A 12,622-nucleotide genomic window follows, 5' to 3' on the forward strand; every position below is an offset into this window, starting at 1 on the left:
GGCTTTTTTGTTTCTGGCGGCGCGCGTGCGTCGAGCGGGCCCGTTCAGGCCTTCTTCGCTTCCAGCTTCGGTTCGCCGCCGTAGAATTGCTCGATCAGCTCCTGAACGAGATAACGCTGATGCGGCGGTAGCGCCTCGATCTTCGACGCGAGTTCGATCGTCTCGGGCGTCGGCGGATAGCGCTCGTCACGCGGCAGCGGTTGCGGCGTCGGGTGCTCGTTCACGCTCGGCGACGGGCCGTAATGCAGCCAGTGCAGCTCGACGCGCAACCAGTTGGCGAGCGTTTCGAGTTTGTCGGGTGTCGGAATCGTGCGGCCCGTCAGCCATTTGTGCGCGGTTTGCGGCGAAACCGGCTGCTCACCGCGATGGCGCAGATTGAACCGGTTCGCGAGCTCCGTCGCACCGGCGACCTTGTCGGGGCTGCGCCGCAAGGCGAATTTCAGGCGTTCCGAGAACGCCGCTTTTTCTTCGGGTGTCGGCATGGGGGTGATTGTGCAATTCCACCGACGCGTCTCAGACAACCATATAGGATAAACATATCCTGTTCAGACGAATCCCAAATCGGTCCGGAGCAGGTGGCGCAATTGAGGGCCCCAGCGTCGGACCACTGCAACGGGCATACTCGTCCGAAACAGGCCGTGCGTGACTACGCCAAAGTGATACTCGACTTAGCTCCGGCGGGATAAATTCGGGCGAGTCCGAAACCGATGTGACGCCCGATGGCGCGCGGGCCGGCACGCTACAATGCCGGCGTTCCGGTGCCCGAACTGTTGCGCGGGCGCACCATTCATCCTCTGATTACCCGATTCATCCGATTCCCATGCTCGCTACCGATTCCGATCCGATCGTCGCCATTGCCACCGCTGCCGGCCGGGGTGGCATCGGCGTCGTCCGCGTGTCGTTCGGGCGCGGCGGCGAGGCGGCCGCGCTGCCGCTGATCGCCGCGCTGTGCGGGCAGCCGCTTGCGCCGCGCCATGCGAGCTACGTGCCGTTCCTCGATGAACACGGCGCGCCGCTCGACCGCGGGATCGCGCTGTATTTTCCCGCGCCGCATTCGTACACCGGCGAGCATGTCCTGGAACTGCAGGGGCACGGCGGGCCGATCGTGATGCAACTGCTGCTGCAGCGCTGTCTCGATGCGGGGCGCGGCTTCGGGCTGCGGCTCGCGGAGCCGGGCGAGTTCACGCGGCGCGCGTTCCTGAACGACAAGCTCGATCTTGCGCAGGCCGAGGCGGTGGCCGACCTGATCGAGGCGAGCACCGAAGCGGCGGCGCGCTCGGCCGGGCGCTCGCTGGACGGCGCGTTCTCGCGGCAGATCCATGCGCTCGTCGAGGACGTGATCACGCTGCGGATGCTGGTCGAGGCGACGCTCGATTTTCCGGAAGAGGAAATCGACTTCCTGGAGGCGGCCGATGCGCGCGGCAAGCTCGCGAAGATTCGCGAGCAACTGGCGCACGTGCTCGGCGATGCGCGGCAGGGTGCGTTGCTGCGCGAAGGGCTGTCGGTGGTGCTCGCGGGGCAGCCGAACGTCGGCAAGTCGTCGTTGCTGAATGCGCTGGCCGGCGCGGAGCTGGCGATCGTCACGCCGATCGCGGGCACGACGCGCGACAAGGTCGCGCAGACGATCCAGGTCGAAGGGATTCCGCTGCACATCATCGATACGGCCGGGCTGCGCGAGACGGAGGACGAGGTCGAGCGCATCGGGATCGCGCGCACGTGGAGCGAGATCGAGCGCGCGGATGTCGTGCTGCATCTGCTGGATTCGCGCACCGGGATGACGGCGGACGACGAGACGATCGCCGCGCGGTTCCCGGGCGGCGTGCCGGTGGTGCGCGTGCTGAACAAGACGGATCTCACCGGGGTGCCGGCTTGCGTCGAGCATCCGGCGGCGGAAGGCGACCTGACGGAAGTGCATCTGTCGGCGAAGCGCGGCGACGGGATCGACATGCTGCGCGCGGAACTGCTGCGGATCGCGGGGTGGCAGGCAGGGGCTGAAGGCGTTTATCTGGCGCGTGAGCGACATCTCATTGCGCTGCGCGCCGCGCAGGAACATCTGGCGCAGGCGGCCGACCACGCGGCGCAGCGCGCGCAGTCGCTCGATCTGTTCGCGGAGGAGCTGCGGCTCGCTCAGGAGCAACTCAATGCGATTACCGGGGAGTTCACGTCGGATGATCTGCTGGGGGTGATTTTCAGCAGGTTCTGTATCGGAAAATAACCAGTCGCCCAAGGTTGTCCAGGGTCGTCTAGTCACCCCTCTGAAACCCTTGTGCATGCTAGGATTTGTCGCCTAGCGTTGCCCAAGGTTGTCTATTGACATCCAGCCTTTGATGGTACACATTTAGGTACACATGGACGTTGTGTCCCAATCGATGTGTACCAACCATGCCGAAAACCGTCGTCCCGCTGAATGACACCCGCATCAAGGCGCTGAAGCCGAGGGCGGCGCGCTACCGCATCTCGGACGGTGGTGGCCTCGTGCTGGAGGTCATGACGTCGGGTTCGAAGGTCTGGCGCTACCGGTACACACTGCACGGCGAACGACAGCCGATGGTGACGATCGGGGACTACCCCGCGGTCACGTTGCAGGAGGCGCGCGAGAAGGCCCGCCGATACGCTGAGATCGTCGCCAAAGGCGTTTCCCCCATCGCTGATGCGAAGAAGGATCGCGGCGCCGTGAAGCGCTTCGATACGGTTCGGGAGTTTGGCGACGATTGGTACACAACCCAGATCGCGGGAATGTCGCCTGAGTACGCTCGGACGATCAAGCGCGCGCTCGAGAAGGACATCTATCCGGCGATCGGCAACAAACCGCTGCCGGACGTGACGCCTGGCGACGTGCTGGCGATCTGTGACCGGATCAAGGCCCGTGGCGCGCCGAAGATGGCGCTCTCGACCCGGAACGTCATCAAACGACTGTTCGAATACGCGATCGCACGCCAGCTTGCCCCGACGAATCCGGCTCATGCCGTCGTCGCGCGCTTCGTCGCCACCCAGGACAGCCGCACGCGAGTCCTCTCCCCTGACGAGATTGGCATGGTGTTGCGCGCTGTCTACGCCTCAGACATTCGCCGCGCGCTCAAGCTGGCGATTCACCTCCTGATCCTGACGATGGTTCGGAAGTCCGAGCTGATCGAGGCGCGGTGGTCGGAGTTCGACTTTGACGCCGGCATCTGGCGCATTCCTGCCGACCGGATGAAGAAGGACAAGGAGCATTGGGTCTACCTGTCCTCGCAGGCCGTTGCGATGCTCCGCGAACTGTACGAGCAGACCGGAAATCACGAGCACGTCTTTCCGTCGACGCGTGGCCGCGGTGACAAACCGATTGCCAAGAGCACGCTCAATCAGGCGGTGCGCTCGCTCAGTCTCGACGTTCAGCACTTTGTCCTGCACGACTTCCGCCGCACTGCGTCGACGCACCTGCATGAGATGGGCATGTCGTCGGACGCGATCGAAAAGGCGCTGGCGCACTCGATCAAGGGCATCAAGGGTGTGTACAACCGGGCCGAGTATGCAGACGAGCGGCGGAAGATTCTCCAGCTGTGGGCCGAGTTTGTCGAGGCCCGGGTCGGCGGAGATAGGAGGGTCGTGATCGGCAGCTTTGGTGGCACGGCCGCATAGATTGCATGACCGTTGCCTGACGGGAATCAGGCGAAGCGGCAGTCAAGGTGTTGGCGCACCGAGACCGCCTGACCACAACACGGCCTATGAAGGAGGTCCGTACCATGGCTGCAGCCATTTTACCGGGTGTTAGCGCCCATTCCCTTGAGATCATTCGCGCGGCCCTGCGCGAAGCAGCACTTGCACCCACCTATCAAGACGCACTCGACGTAACCGGCGACGCGCTGCGCCGCCTGGCGGAAATCGCCCGTTCGGAGGTTCATCATGGATAAGCTCGAATGGATCGGTGACAACATCGGCTTGAATCCCGACGAAGATGTAATGGTGAAGCTTCGCGACCCGGCAATGCCGGGCGGCGCGTGGGAGATTGGGCTAGTGGATGCCCTGTCCGTAGCAGATAGGCTTGACGCATATGGGCGCCAGCGTATCGAAGCAGCATTGCCATTCGCGGCCGAGCATGGCTATCTGAACTCCGGCGACCTTGCTGTTTGGCGTGACTATGAGCACTACGGAGTGGTTCGCTGGATTCCGGTCGTTCGCGTTCGCCGTGATGACGGCACAGAAGTGTCCGTGACCGGGGACCCGCTGCCCGGTCACGCCGCAGCATTGGATGCCGCCTCTGGGATGCAAGCCCAAATGGGTGGCGAATGGTACGGCGTTCGCCGCATCGGTTAAGGAGCGCATCATGAGAACCGAGCGCTATGAAATTCGCGACCGAGCTTATGGCGCTTGGCACCGCGCACCGTCGATCGGCCGCTTTTTGCCTGCGAGCCACGCCGAATCACTAACGATGGCCGATCTGGATTCGGTATTGTTCACCGAATACGACCATGTTGGAAAAGTGCCTCTCGCTCTTGTCGAGGTTGCTCGCGATCTAGGACAGGAAAAGCCCGCAAGCGTTATGCAGCACTTGGCGAGGCTCGCCAATGTTCCCGCGTATGTGGCGCTCTATACGTCTGCGCCAACGGCAAACCCCGCCAACCCGAACTGGGCGGACATCGAGAGCTTCCGTATAAAGCGCATGTGGCCCAAGCCCGAGCCAGGCTGGCGAGTCCTGACGCCGGCGCAGTGGGCCCGAGCATTGATGCAGATCCGCGGTTGGCAAATGCGACGGATTGAAGTACAGGCAGCAGCGAATGACGATCGTTACTAGGAGCGAACGATGAGCAAGTTCATCATGCATGGCGGCCGACCGATCTTTAACATCGGGTACTCGGACACGGAAATGCACTTCACGTACGAAGGCGATGCGATTCCGAGTTTTTCTGCCCACATCGAAAAGGCACGAGATATGTACCCGGAAATTTTTGCGCAACTCTCTGCCCGAAATATCGCCCAATACGAAGCGTCAGTGGAGCGGTTTGCGAAGTACGGCTCTGCGATTTGAATTGTCTAGCCTTGGACCCCTGCGGTGTTTCTTGTGGGTCGATGCTCATCGAACCCGACCGACGCAGCCATGCATATGGGCAACAGAAAATGCCAGAGCATGAATCATCTTGGCATCATCCTCGCAACCGCGCCTAGCTCGACGGGGCGAAAACCGGGCTCCCTTATGCGCAGGCACGAGCGCTGCATGCGGAGCGGAAGAACCTGCTCGACAACCCGAACGGAATTTCGTCGCTGCTCAACGAACAGGGGCCGAACGGCATCAATCAAGCGATCCCCGATGAGAAGGTGGCTCAGAAAATTACGTCGATGCCCGTCGGCCAGTTGCGCCACATCGTCAATACGCTGAATAATGCGCCGACCGAATTGCAGCCGGTCGCGCAGCAAGCGTTGTCGGAAATGCGCGGCGTCTTCGCCGACTCGGTGCGGAATGCCGGTCAGGGCGCGGAATGGAACGCCGCGAAGGTCACGAAGGTGCTGAACGATCAGCGCTCGCGCATGGGGCTGTTGTTCGACGACGGCCAGATGAGCCAGTTCCGAACGCTCAATGATGCGGGGCATGTCCTTCAAAAGCCGACGGCCTATCCCGGCGCGGCTGCGCAGGGGCACAACCTATTGCAGCAAGCGGTGATTTGGGCGCCGACTGCGGCCACCACTGGCGCTGCGTCTCTTGCGGCGGGAATGGTCGGCGGTCCTTATATGGGCGGCCTTGCCGGCTCTATCGTTGGGCCCGCTAGTGCCGCGTTGACGCGTAGGGCGACGCGATACGTGAATCAGAAGGCCGCGAACAAGCTACTTGAGTCGCTTTCGAAGCCACATATCGATTGGGGCAAGTAGCGGAAAGAAGATGTAGAAGAGCCAATGAGGCTTTTCGGGCGGCACAATGACACGGCCGGCCTTCAATTTTTCTTCATCGATTTCGAATGCCGTGCCGCGCCGACGCTCTGGACGCGCTGCCGGTCTTTCATGTGCCGGCCGCGGCGCGCGCGTGTAACTGCTTTGCTTGCGAGGTGCCACCCATGCAGGCTCGCACGCCCGATCGTAACGTGCGCGTTCGACAGGGTTCGACAAAACGGCATAGGCGGCGTTGATCGCTTGCATCGTTGCTGCAGCCTCGGGGCTCGAATTCTTATCCGGATGCCACTTTTGCGATAGCGCCTTGTATGCAGCGCGAATGACCTCCGGCGGAGCGTCCCGTGTCACGCGCAATACATCGTAGTGGTTGGTGGTTTTCACGGGCCGCTATCGGTACCGATTCCTGTGCGGTTCACAAGGGGGCGCTAGAGGCCAATCCGACGACGTGCCTCAGCCTCTGCCAAGGCTTCCGCTTCCTCACGTGTCGCGACTGGCCGTCCGCAACCTCGGCCGATCGTTTGACCGATGATCTGTTTCCCGCGCTTCGTTGTTACTCGAATGTAGCCTTTGAACATGCCTCCCGGCGCTGGCATGACGCAGGCCTCGACGGTCACATCGTCCCTTGTTTGCTTGAAGGTCATGTTGTTTTCCTTGGCTGGTCACTCGCATACGCATTTTTCCAGAATCGTAACACTGCGCCAGCCATGCTACGGGCTACGCGCATGTGGCCGGATTCCGACGCAGGCGTCGCGATGCTGCAACATCGAGTTTTGTCACTGCGGTATGGCGTCACTTTGCGAATCGGGCGGCAAAGCGAAGTGCATCCAGAAATCTTGCGTGCGTCACTCTGTAGACGTGACCGCCATTCTCCAGCGCTGGACGGGGGCCGTCGAAAAACTGTTGCCAAGCGGTGCAGGCGTCGCTAATCTTGCTTCACACCCCGCCTGGGTAAGGCATCGACCGAAGTGCGCCGAAACTGATCGGCAATTGTTTGAAAAGCTCGCTCTGCGGGCACGGTGACTTGATCACCGAATGAACTGAGTAGGGCCTACGCCCAAAATCCGTCCATCGTTTCCTGATGGGCCGTGACTGCTTCGCCGATAGGTGAAGCCCTCCACCGCCTTTTGCTTCCTGCGAAAGGCGCGATGTGCAATCCCCGTATGCCGCTCCTTCGGCAATCAATCCGTGACGTGCGCTCCCCAGCGCTAACGCCGTGCCTTGTCGCGTCCGTCTCAATCGTCTTCGTGACGATTAGCGGCGCGCTCGGCCTCGGCGCCTGGAACCTCGTGTCGACTCGCTCGGCACGCATCAATTCGCGCGGTCGGGGCATTGGCGCCCCCGATCGGTCGCAAAGCCAAAACACGGATCAAACGGGGGAAGCGTCCTCCCGTCGCGTGCCGACCCTCATCGGGTTGATGCGTGCCGGGCTGCGCCAGCTTGCTGGCGTAGAACGCTCCCAATCTCACCAGGCCGAGGCTCGTGCCCCCGTTTGTTGTCTCCCAGCTGCGTTTTCGCGGCTCCGTCCAGCGGACAGGGAGGCAACTGGGGTCGAGCCTCACGTCATGGATGCCGGGTACGCATGTCGCACAAATCTCTCACGGCCGACCTGTGCCGTGCTGCGCGCGGGGCGCGTGGCAAACAGGCAAACTCGACCTCCAGCGGTCGGGAGAAGTCGCTCGCGCGTTTCGCGCGGTTTCTGTGGGGCATGGGCTTTCAGGTCCACACGACCGGTCAGCTCAAAGAGAAGCACCTGATCGCGTGGTCGGGCGACATGTTGGCGCGCGGGCGTTCGAAGCGGACAGCCGTCAACAACATGACGCACATTCGAACGGCGCTCGAAGGGATCGGTCGCCGGCCGTTTGCCGACAAGATGAGTAATGTGGCGCTCGGTCTGTCGGGCGCAAGCCGGGCCGGCACGAAGCGACCGATGATGCGCGACGAGTTGGAACCGTATCGTGCTGCTGTTGCTGCGATCGATCCTGGCATTGCGATTGTGCTCGAGCTGCAGCTCGAACTCGGGTTACGTGCGAGGGAGGCGGTGCAAAGCATCAAGTCGCTGGTCGAATGGCGGCGCGCGCTGTCGAGCTCGATCGGGGATGGCTTCGTGACCATCATCCACGGGACGAAGGGAGGCAAGACGCGACGGAGCCCGCCATTGGATCGGCAGCGCGCCGCCGAGCTGGTGGAGCGTGCGATTGGACTGTCGAACGAGTACGGTGGGAAGCTGGTACGCAAGCCGGATCTGAAACGGGCGATGGAGCGTTACCACTATGTCGTGCGCAAGGTCGGTATGACCGACGAGCGTGCGCCGCATAGCCTCCGATATGCGTATGCGACCGAACACCTGGAACGGCAGAAGGCAGCCGGCGTATCGCGCCGGGAGGCCGCCGCTGGTGTATCGACGTGGCTCGGCCATGGAGATGGGCGCGGGACGTGGGTGGAGCGCGTCTATGGGCGTGAGGCGCTGGCCGAACCGGAGGTGCGCCATGCATAAGCACGTCGACACGCTGCCAGAGGTTGGCCACTCGCGCTGGAGGCAAATCGCGCCGTTCGTGGGCGTGTGCCGGGAGACTTGGCGAAAGCTCTGCTTGGCCGGACGCGCACCGCAGCCGATTCAACTATCGTCGCGGTGTACGGTGTGGAAGAACAGCGAGATTCATCGCTATCTTTCCGATCCGTTGCAGTACCGAGACAGGTAAATCGCGGATTGTGCGAGGCCGTGGAGAACGTTCGACTCAAGTTAGATCGCTCGTGACCGATATGACGTATCAAGGAGGTGCTACGTTGTGGACATGGCAGATCTTGTCAATGCATACGGCATCGGTTCGGTCATAGGAGCCGTTGTTGTGGTGGTTTGTGCGAAGGGAGCAAAACCGTATAGTTTCACGACCCTCTTGGCAGGAGCAGGGTTGATCATCGTTGCGGCAACAACGGCATCAACGTTTTCAAGTCTCGAAATGATTGCGAAGTCGCTTCATTTGCAGCACCGGTTGAGTGATGGAGCGTTAGAGGAAAGTCTTCGCATCAACGGTTTGTGGGTGCTTATATGCCCCGCGCTTGTGGGAGCGATGGGTATAAATCTTTTGACTACATGGTTTCAGGCTAGCAAACCAACGGTCGATAGGGGCTTGATTGAGGCGACTGTTCCGATGCGCACGGCGGAGCAACGCACCGCGAATGTCTCCAGTAATGTTCAACGCGAACAAGGATCATCTCGACCCATGCGGCGAGTGCGGAGAAATGAGAGGGCGACGCTTGTACGGAGACGCTGAGAGACTTGGTATTCACGTATCACGTTACTGAGATCGCTTTCCTCCGACTCTGCTTAGACCAAGTTGGCCAAGATGTTGTTGTCGAAGTAGATGTCCATTGTGCTGATCCGCGAGGGCGATGGAGCACATGGTAGGCCACATTTTCCCGGAGAAATGCCATGGAAGATATTGAGATTGGAAACATCCATCTGTCTTGCCATCACATGGGGCGCGAACTGGACGCCGCAGTGAGGAAGATCGACGGTAAGTACCAGATTGTCTACCAAGTGGTCAGAAACAGCCCTTTGGCTATGACGGATGAGCCTGTCCTAGTTACTGTCGAGATAGCTGAGACGTTTGTGACGCGCGAGGAGGCACACGCGGCCGCGTTCGAGAGCATGAGGGCTGCGATCGACCAAGGACGGGCATGAGCCTGGACCGGCCAAACGAACCACAGCGACAGGTCTCCGTTCCCCATGAGATGGTGCGCTTGGGCTGGAGTGAACAGCTATAGCGCGGAGGGAGAGCGGTCGGCGAATTTAGGTAGAATTGGATCGCTTAGGGACCGGGTATCTCCCGGCGAGTCAACTTTTTTGGGGGGGGAGGGGTTATGCAGCTTACTGGCATCGGCCTGTACACCTTCCATGAGGCGGCTCTGCTGACGAAAATACCGGTCAGGGACCTACGCCGCTGGCTGGATGGATATTCCTACCGGGACAAGAAGCACGAATCGATTTCCGTTGACCCGCTCTGGGAAACGGCACTTGCCGGCGATGACCTCGACGGCATCAGTTTTCACGACCTCCTGGAAGTTCGGTTCGTACATGCGTTCCGCGAGCACGGTGTCAGCCTGCAGACGATTCGCGTCGCGAGCCAGCGTGCACGCGAGCTTTTCAATACGGATTACCCGTTCACCTCACAGCAGTTCCGCACGGATGGCAGAACGATTTTTGCATCGGCCATCGAGGAAACCGGGGAAACCGAGCTGCTAGATCTGGTGAAACAGCAGTACGCGTTCCGGAAGATCATTGAGCCATCGCTACGCACCGGTATCGAGTTCGGCGCAGACCGGTTGGCTTCCCGGTGGTACCCGTCTCCGCGCAGCAAGGCGATTGTGCTAGACCCTGCGATCGCGTTCGGCAAGCCCATTGTCACGCACGGTTCTGTCAGGACATCGATCCTGTCCGAGGCGTTCAACGTGGAGGGTGACAAGAACCTTGTAGCAAGACTCTATGAAGTGCCCGTCGCCGCAGTAGATGCGGCCATCGCCTTCGAAGAAAGTCTTGCTGCGTGAAGTTCTTCGTCGACAACAACCTTCCTCCTGCCCTGGCAAGGGCCCTTCACGCATTGAGCGAACCCCGCGGACACCTCGTGATGCATTTGCGTGAGAAATTCGAGCAGGACTGCAAGGACGAGGACTGGATCAAGTCGTTATCGACAGAAGGCTGCTGGTCGGTGATCACTCATGACAGGCTGAACAAGGGATTGGAGCGCGAAGTACTGAGTCGGGCCGGGCTGATCGTTTTCTTTTTGGACAAGAGTTGGTCGAAGCGCACTTTCTGGGACATATCCCACAACATCGTGCGCTGGTGGCCGAGGATCATTGAACAGTCAGAGGGGATGCAAGGCGGCGCCGCGTTCAAGGTCCCCTACAGCTTCTCCGGAAAAGGGCGGTTCGAGCAGGTCAAGTTGTAGCGCAAGCACTCAATCGCGCGATATCGAGCGCCCTGTGGATAACTTGGATGCTTGGTGTTTTAGGTACACAAGACGGTACACAAATCACGGTACTGTTTCTAAGTGCCTTGCCAGTAAAGGCTGTGTGCGAATTTGCTAGGTTTTGTATCGAAGTGAGCGCAGGCGCCAAGTCCAAGGTCGTGCGCAACCGGCCTGATGCGTCGATGAACGCCAACGTTCTCCCGATGGCCGGTGCCGTGCCGCGCGGTACCGACAAGGAAAAGATCGTGTCCCTCGCGCGCCGGAAATTTGCCGGGGCGCTGGCCAACGACACCAAGTGGAACGAGCTGATCACCTTTGTGCGCGGCCTGAACGGCTGGCGCCCGTCATATCGGTCAAGGTCGGTCAGTGGCCATGTCGCGGGATGGGACGTCGAGTGGTTCTACCATCTGCCGTTCCCGTTCGTGGGTGTCGAGTGGCTGGATATCGGGTTGCATGAGCAAGCGTCGCCGCGGCATCAGATAGTCGACCATTCGGTGCTGCTGTTGGGCAAGCTCGCGGAAATCGGCTTCGAGTTCGAGGCCAGAGGGGATGTCGCGCGAATCTGGGGTTACGCGCCGAAGTCTTACGAAGACTTTCCGCCCGGCACATAGGTCGCGGACAATCTCGTCAAATCCATGCCGCCATGATCGCGGCGGTTTGCATCAGCGGCTTTCATTGGGGGCCTATTGCCACACATCGCTGGCCTCCCCACACGACTTCAAACCATGCCCCTTTCCCGTCGTCGTTTCCTGTCCGGCCTGGCCGCGCTCCCGGCGATTGCCGCGCACGCCGCATCGGCCGCGCCCGTGCCGCCGCGTTCGGCCGACCGCAATGCGATCATCCGCGCGGTGTTCGCCGACGGTGCATCGCTTCCCGATCTGACCGCCCGTCACGTCGCGCTGATGAAGCGGCTTCGCGTGATGTGGCTGCCCGTCGAATCCGGCGCGCCAGGTATCGATCCGTCGCAACCGTTGATCGGCGAAGGATCGACGATCAGGCTGGCCAAGGCTGCACTCAAAACCGGTGACGATGCGCTGGCCATCCGTACGCTGGCCGAAGTCGGTCGGCTGGTGCCGCGGTTCGTGACGGAGGCGGGCACGCTCGCGCCGGGGCAATATACGATCCCGCCCGCGCTGCGCAAACTGTTCGCGTTCAACGGAAGCGGTGTCGATGCGTCGGGGCGTTTCGAATTTCGCGCCGCGCATCTCGCGTTGCTTCGAGGCGCCAACTGGACGACGGTCGATGCGCAAGCGATCGACGACGTGTTGGGCGAAGGGGATTTCTGGCCGATGCCCTATATCGACGGCAAGCGGCCGTACGGCGACCGCACCTACTATCAATTCGACATGGCCGAACTGCTGGGCGAGCCGTACAAACGGGATGCGCGAGGCAACCCGATCAAGGACGCGAAAAAGGATGCGCAGCTCGAGCGTCTCCACTGCGAAACGCTCGCTGCGCTACAGGTATTTCTGATGCACGCCGGCGTGACCAAGGTGGTTTGATTGCGTTGCGATCCGGATCGTCGATCGTGCATCGGAAGAGGTTCATCGACGCATCCGAATCCGTACCTGCATCAATCCCAATGATGATGGTGGTAATACCCGCCACCACCATACCCGCCGCCATCCGGCACCACGATACAGCCGCTCAGCAACACGGCGACGCTGGCAATCAGCAAAAGGGTCTTCTTCATTGCGTTCACCTGCTTGGATTCGAGATGAACCCAGCATAGCGAGCGCCGTCAACACCGGCTGTAAGCGATCGTTTCCCTGTTCCTCAATCCGTAACGGCGGATT

Annotated in this window: 16 protein-coding genes; 13 read left to right on the forward strand and 3 right to left on the reverse strand. The window is 61.1% G+C overall.

Annotated elements, in window-relative coordinates; genetic code table 11:
- Window positions 1-44 precede the first annotated feature (44 nt).
- Window positions 45-482 (reverse strand): helix-turn-helix domain-containing protein, encoded by a 438-nt coding sequence (locus tag BX604_RS07680; protein WP_098550224.1) that lies wholly within the window; start codon window positions 480-482, stop codon window positions 45-47.
- Between the two features lie 338 nt (window positions 483-820).
- On the opposite strand from BX604_RS07680, the gene mnmE reads away from it, so the two are divergent.
- The 7 genes from mnmE to BX604_RS07715 all read left to right on the forward strand — a co-directional run bounded on the left by mnmE (window position 821) and on the right by BX604_RS07715 (window position 5,841).
- Window positions 821-2,215 carry a tRNA uridine-5-carboxymethylaminomethyl(34) synthesis GTPase MnmE gene (gene mnmE / locus BX604_RS07685; protein WP_098550225.1) on the forward strand — a complete coding sequence of 465 codons (1,395 nt, stop codon included), beginning with the start codon at window positions 821-823 and terminating at the stop codon, window positions 2,213-2,215.
- 167 nt (window positions 2,216-2,382) lie between these two features.
- Window positions 2,383-3,618, forward strand: a complete 1,236-nt coding sequence (locus BX604_RS07690) for a tyrosine-type recombinase/integrase (protein ID WP_098550226.1) — start codon at window positions 2,383-2,385, stop codon at window positions 3,616-3,618.
- A 104-nt stretch (window positions 3,619-3,722) separates the two neighbouring features.
- Window positions 3,723-3,890: a hypothetical protein gene (locus BX604_RS38915; protein ID WP_179894787.1), complete on the forward strand. Its 168-nt coding sequence runs from the start codon at window positions 3,723-3,725 to the stop codon at window positions 3,888-3,890.
- The gene (locus BX604_RS07700) at window positions 3,883-4,293 is read left to right on the forward strand and encodes a hypothetical protein (protein ID WP_098550228.1); all 411 of its coding nucleotides are present in this window, start codon (window positions 3,883-3,885) and stop codon (window positions 4,291-4,293) included. The genes BX604_RS38915 and BX604_RS07700 overlap by 8 nt, the downstream gene beginning before the upstream one ends.
- Window positions 4,294-4,303: 10 nt before the next feature.
- Window positions 4,304-4,771 carry a hypothetical protein gene (locus tag BX604_RS07705; protein ID WP_098550229.1) on the forward strand — a complete coding sequence of 156 codons (468 nt, stop codon included), beginning with the start codon at window positions 4,304-4,306 and terminating at the stop codon, window positions 4,769-4,771.
- 9 nt (window positions 4,772-4,780) lie between these two features.
- Window positions 4,781-5,005 (forward strand): hypothetical protein, encoded by a 225-nt coding sequence (locus BX604_RS07710; protein WP_098550230.1) that lies wholly within the window; start codon window positions 4,781-4,783, stop codon window positions 5,003-5,005.
- 287 nt (window positions 5,006-5,292) lie between these two features.
- Window positions 5,293-5,841: a hypothetical protein gene (locus tag BX604_RS07715; protein WP_098550231.1), complete on the forward strand. Its 549-nt coding sequence runs from the start codon at window positions 5,293-5,295 to the stop codon at window positions 5,839-5,841.
- Here BX604_RS07715 and BX604_RS39890 read toward each other — a convergent pair.
- Window positions 5,797-6,240, reverse strand: coding sequence for a J domain-containing protein (locus BX604_RS39890; protein ID WP_098550232.1), 444 nt, complete (start codon window positions 6,238-6,240; stop codon window positions 5,797-5,799). The two genes, BX604_RS07715 and BX604_RS39890, sit on opposite strands and share 45 nt — an antisense overlap.
- Before the next feature lie 44 nt (window positions 6,241-6,284).
- On the reverse strand, window positions 6,285-6,500 hold the full coding sequence (locus BX604_RS38290; RefSeq protein WP_143748010.1) for a hypothetical protein: 216 nt from the start codon (window positions 6,498-6,500) through the stop codon (window positions 6,285-6,287).
- A 938-nt stretch (window positions 6,501-7,438) separates the two neighbouring features.
- Between BX604_RS38290 and BX604_RS07725 the strand changes: the two genes are divergently transcribed.
- From BX604_RS07725 to BX604_RS07755, 6 genes are all read left to right on the forward strand, one after another.
- A complete protein-coding gene (locus BX604_RS07725; RefSeq protein WP_098550233.1) occupies window positions 7,439-8,353 on the forward strand; it encodes an integrase domain-containing protein in 915 nt (304 codons plus the stop codon).
- A 936-nt stretch (window positions 8,354-9,289) separates the two neighbouring features.
- Window positions 9,290-9,541, forward strand: a complete 252-nt coding sequence (locus BX604_RS07735) for a hypothetical protein (RefSeq protein WP_143748011.1) — start codon at window positions 9,290-9,292, stop codon at window positions 9,539-9,541.
- A gap of 179 nt (window positions 9,542-9,720) precedes the next feature.
- Window positions 9,721-10,404: a DUF433 domain-containing protein gene (locus tag BX604_RS07740; RefSeq protein ID WP_098550236.1), complete on the forward strand. Its 684-nt coding sequence runs from the start codon at window positions 9,721-9,723 to the stop codon at window positions 10,402-10,404.
- Window positions 10,401-10,805 (forward strand): hypothetical protein, encoded by a 405-nt coding sequence (locus tag BX604_RS07745; RefSeq protein ID WP_098550237.1) that lies wholly within the window; start codon window positions 10,401-10,403, stop codon window positions 10,803-10,805. The genes BX604_RS07740 and BX604_RS07745 overlap by 4 nt, the downstream gene beginning before the upstream one ends.
- 47 nt (window positions 10,806-10,852) lie before the next feature.
- Complete coding sequence (locus BX604_RS07750; RefSeq protein WP_257146283.1) at window positions 10,853-11,437, forward strand: DUF6678 family protein; 585 nt, start codon at window positions 10,853-10,855, stop codon at window positions 11,435-11,437.
- Window positions 11,438-11,674: 237 nt separating this feature from the next.
- Window positions 11,675-12,328, forward strand: coding sequence for a hypothetical protein (locus BX604_RS07755; protein WP_257146284.1), 654 nt, complete (start codon window positions 11,675-11,677; stop codon window positions 12,326-12,328).
- Window positions 12,329-12,622: the final 294 nt, after the last annotated feature.

This window comes from Burkholderia sp. JKS000303 (assembly GCF_002563755.1).
Lineage (GTDB): Bacteria > Pseudomonadota > Gammaproteobacteria > Burkholderiales > Burkholderiaceae > Burkholderia > Burkholderia anthina_B.

Coding starts and splice junctions, on each gene's coding strand:
- BX604_RS07680 (WP_098550224.1), bottom strand. CDS start 482: ATGCCGACACCCGAAGAAAAAGCGGCGTTCTCGGAACGCCTGAAATTC.
- mnmE (WP_098550225.1), top strand. CDS start 821: ATGCTCGCTACCGATTCCGATCCGATCGTCGCCATTGCCACCGCTGCC.
- BX604_RS07690 (WP_098550226.1), top strand. CDS start 2,383: ATGCCGAAAACCGTCGTCCCGCTGAATGACACCCGCATCAAGGCGCTG.
- BX604_RS38915 (WP_179894787.1), top strand. CDS start 3,723: ATGGCTGCAGCCATTTTACCGGGTGTTAGCGCCCATTCCCTTGAGATC.
- BX604_RS07700 (WP_098550228.1), top strand. CDS start 3,883: ATGGATAAGCTCGAATGGATCGGTGACAACATCGGCTTGAATCCCGAC.
- BX604_RS07705 (WP_098550229.1), top strand. CDS start 4,304: ATGAGAACCGAGCGCTATGAAATTCGCGACCGAGCTTATGGCGCTTGG.
- BX604_RS07710 (WP_098550230.1), top strand. CDS start 4,781: ATGAGCAAGTTCATCATGCATGGCGGCCGACCGATCTTTAACATCGGG.
- BX604_RS38290 (WP_143748010.1), bottom strand. CDS start 6,500: ATGACCTTCAAGCAAACAAGGGACGATGTGACCGTCGAGGCCTGCGTC.
- BX604_RS07725 (WP_098550233.1), top strand. CDS start 7,439: ATGTCGCACAAATCTCTCACGGCCGACCTGTGCCGTGCTGCGCGCGGG.
- BX604_RS07735 (WP_143748011.1), top strand. CDS start 9,290: ATGGAAGATATTGAGATTGGAAACATCCATCTGTCTTGCCATCACATG.
- BX604_RS07740 (WP_098550236.1), top strand. CDS start 9,721: ATGCAGCTTACTGGCATCGGCCTGTACACCTTCCATGAGGCGGCTCTG.
- BX604_RS07750 (WP_257146283.1), top strand. CDS start 10,853: ATGCTTGGTGTTTTAGGTACACAAGACGGTACACAAATCACGGTACTG.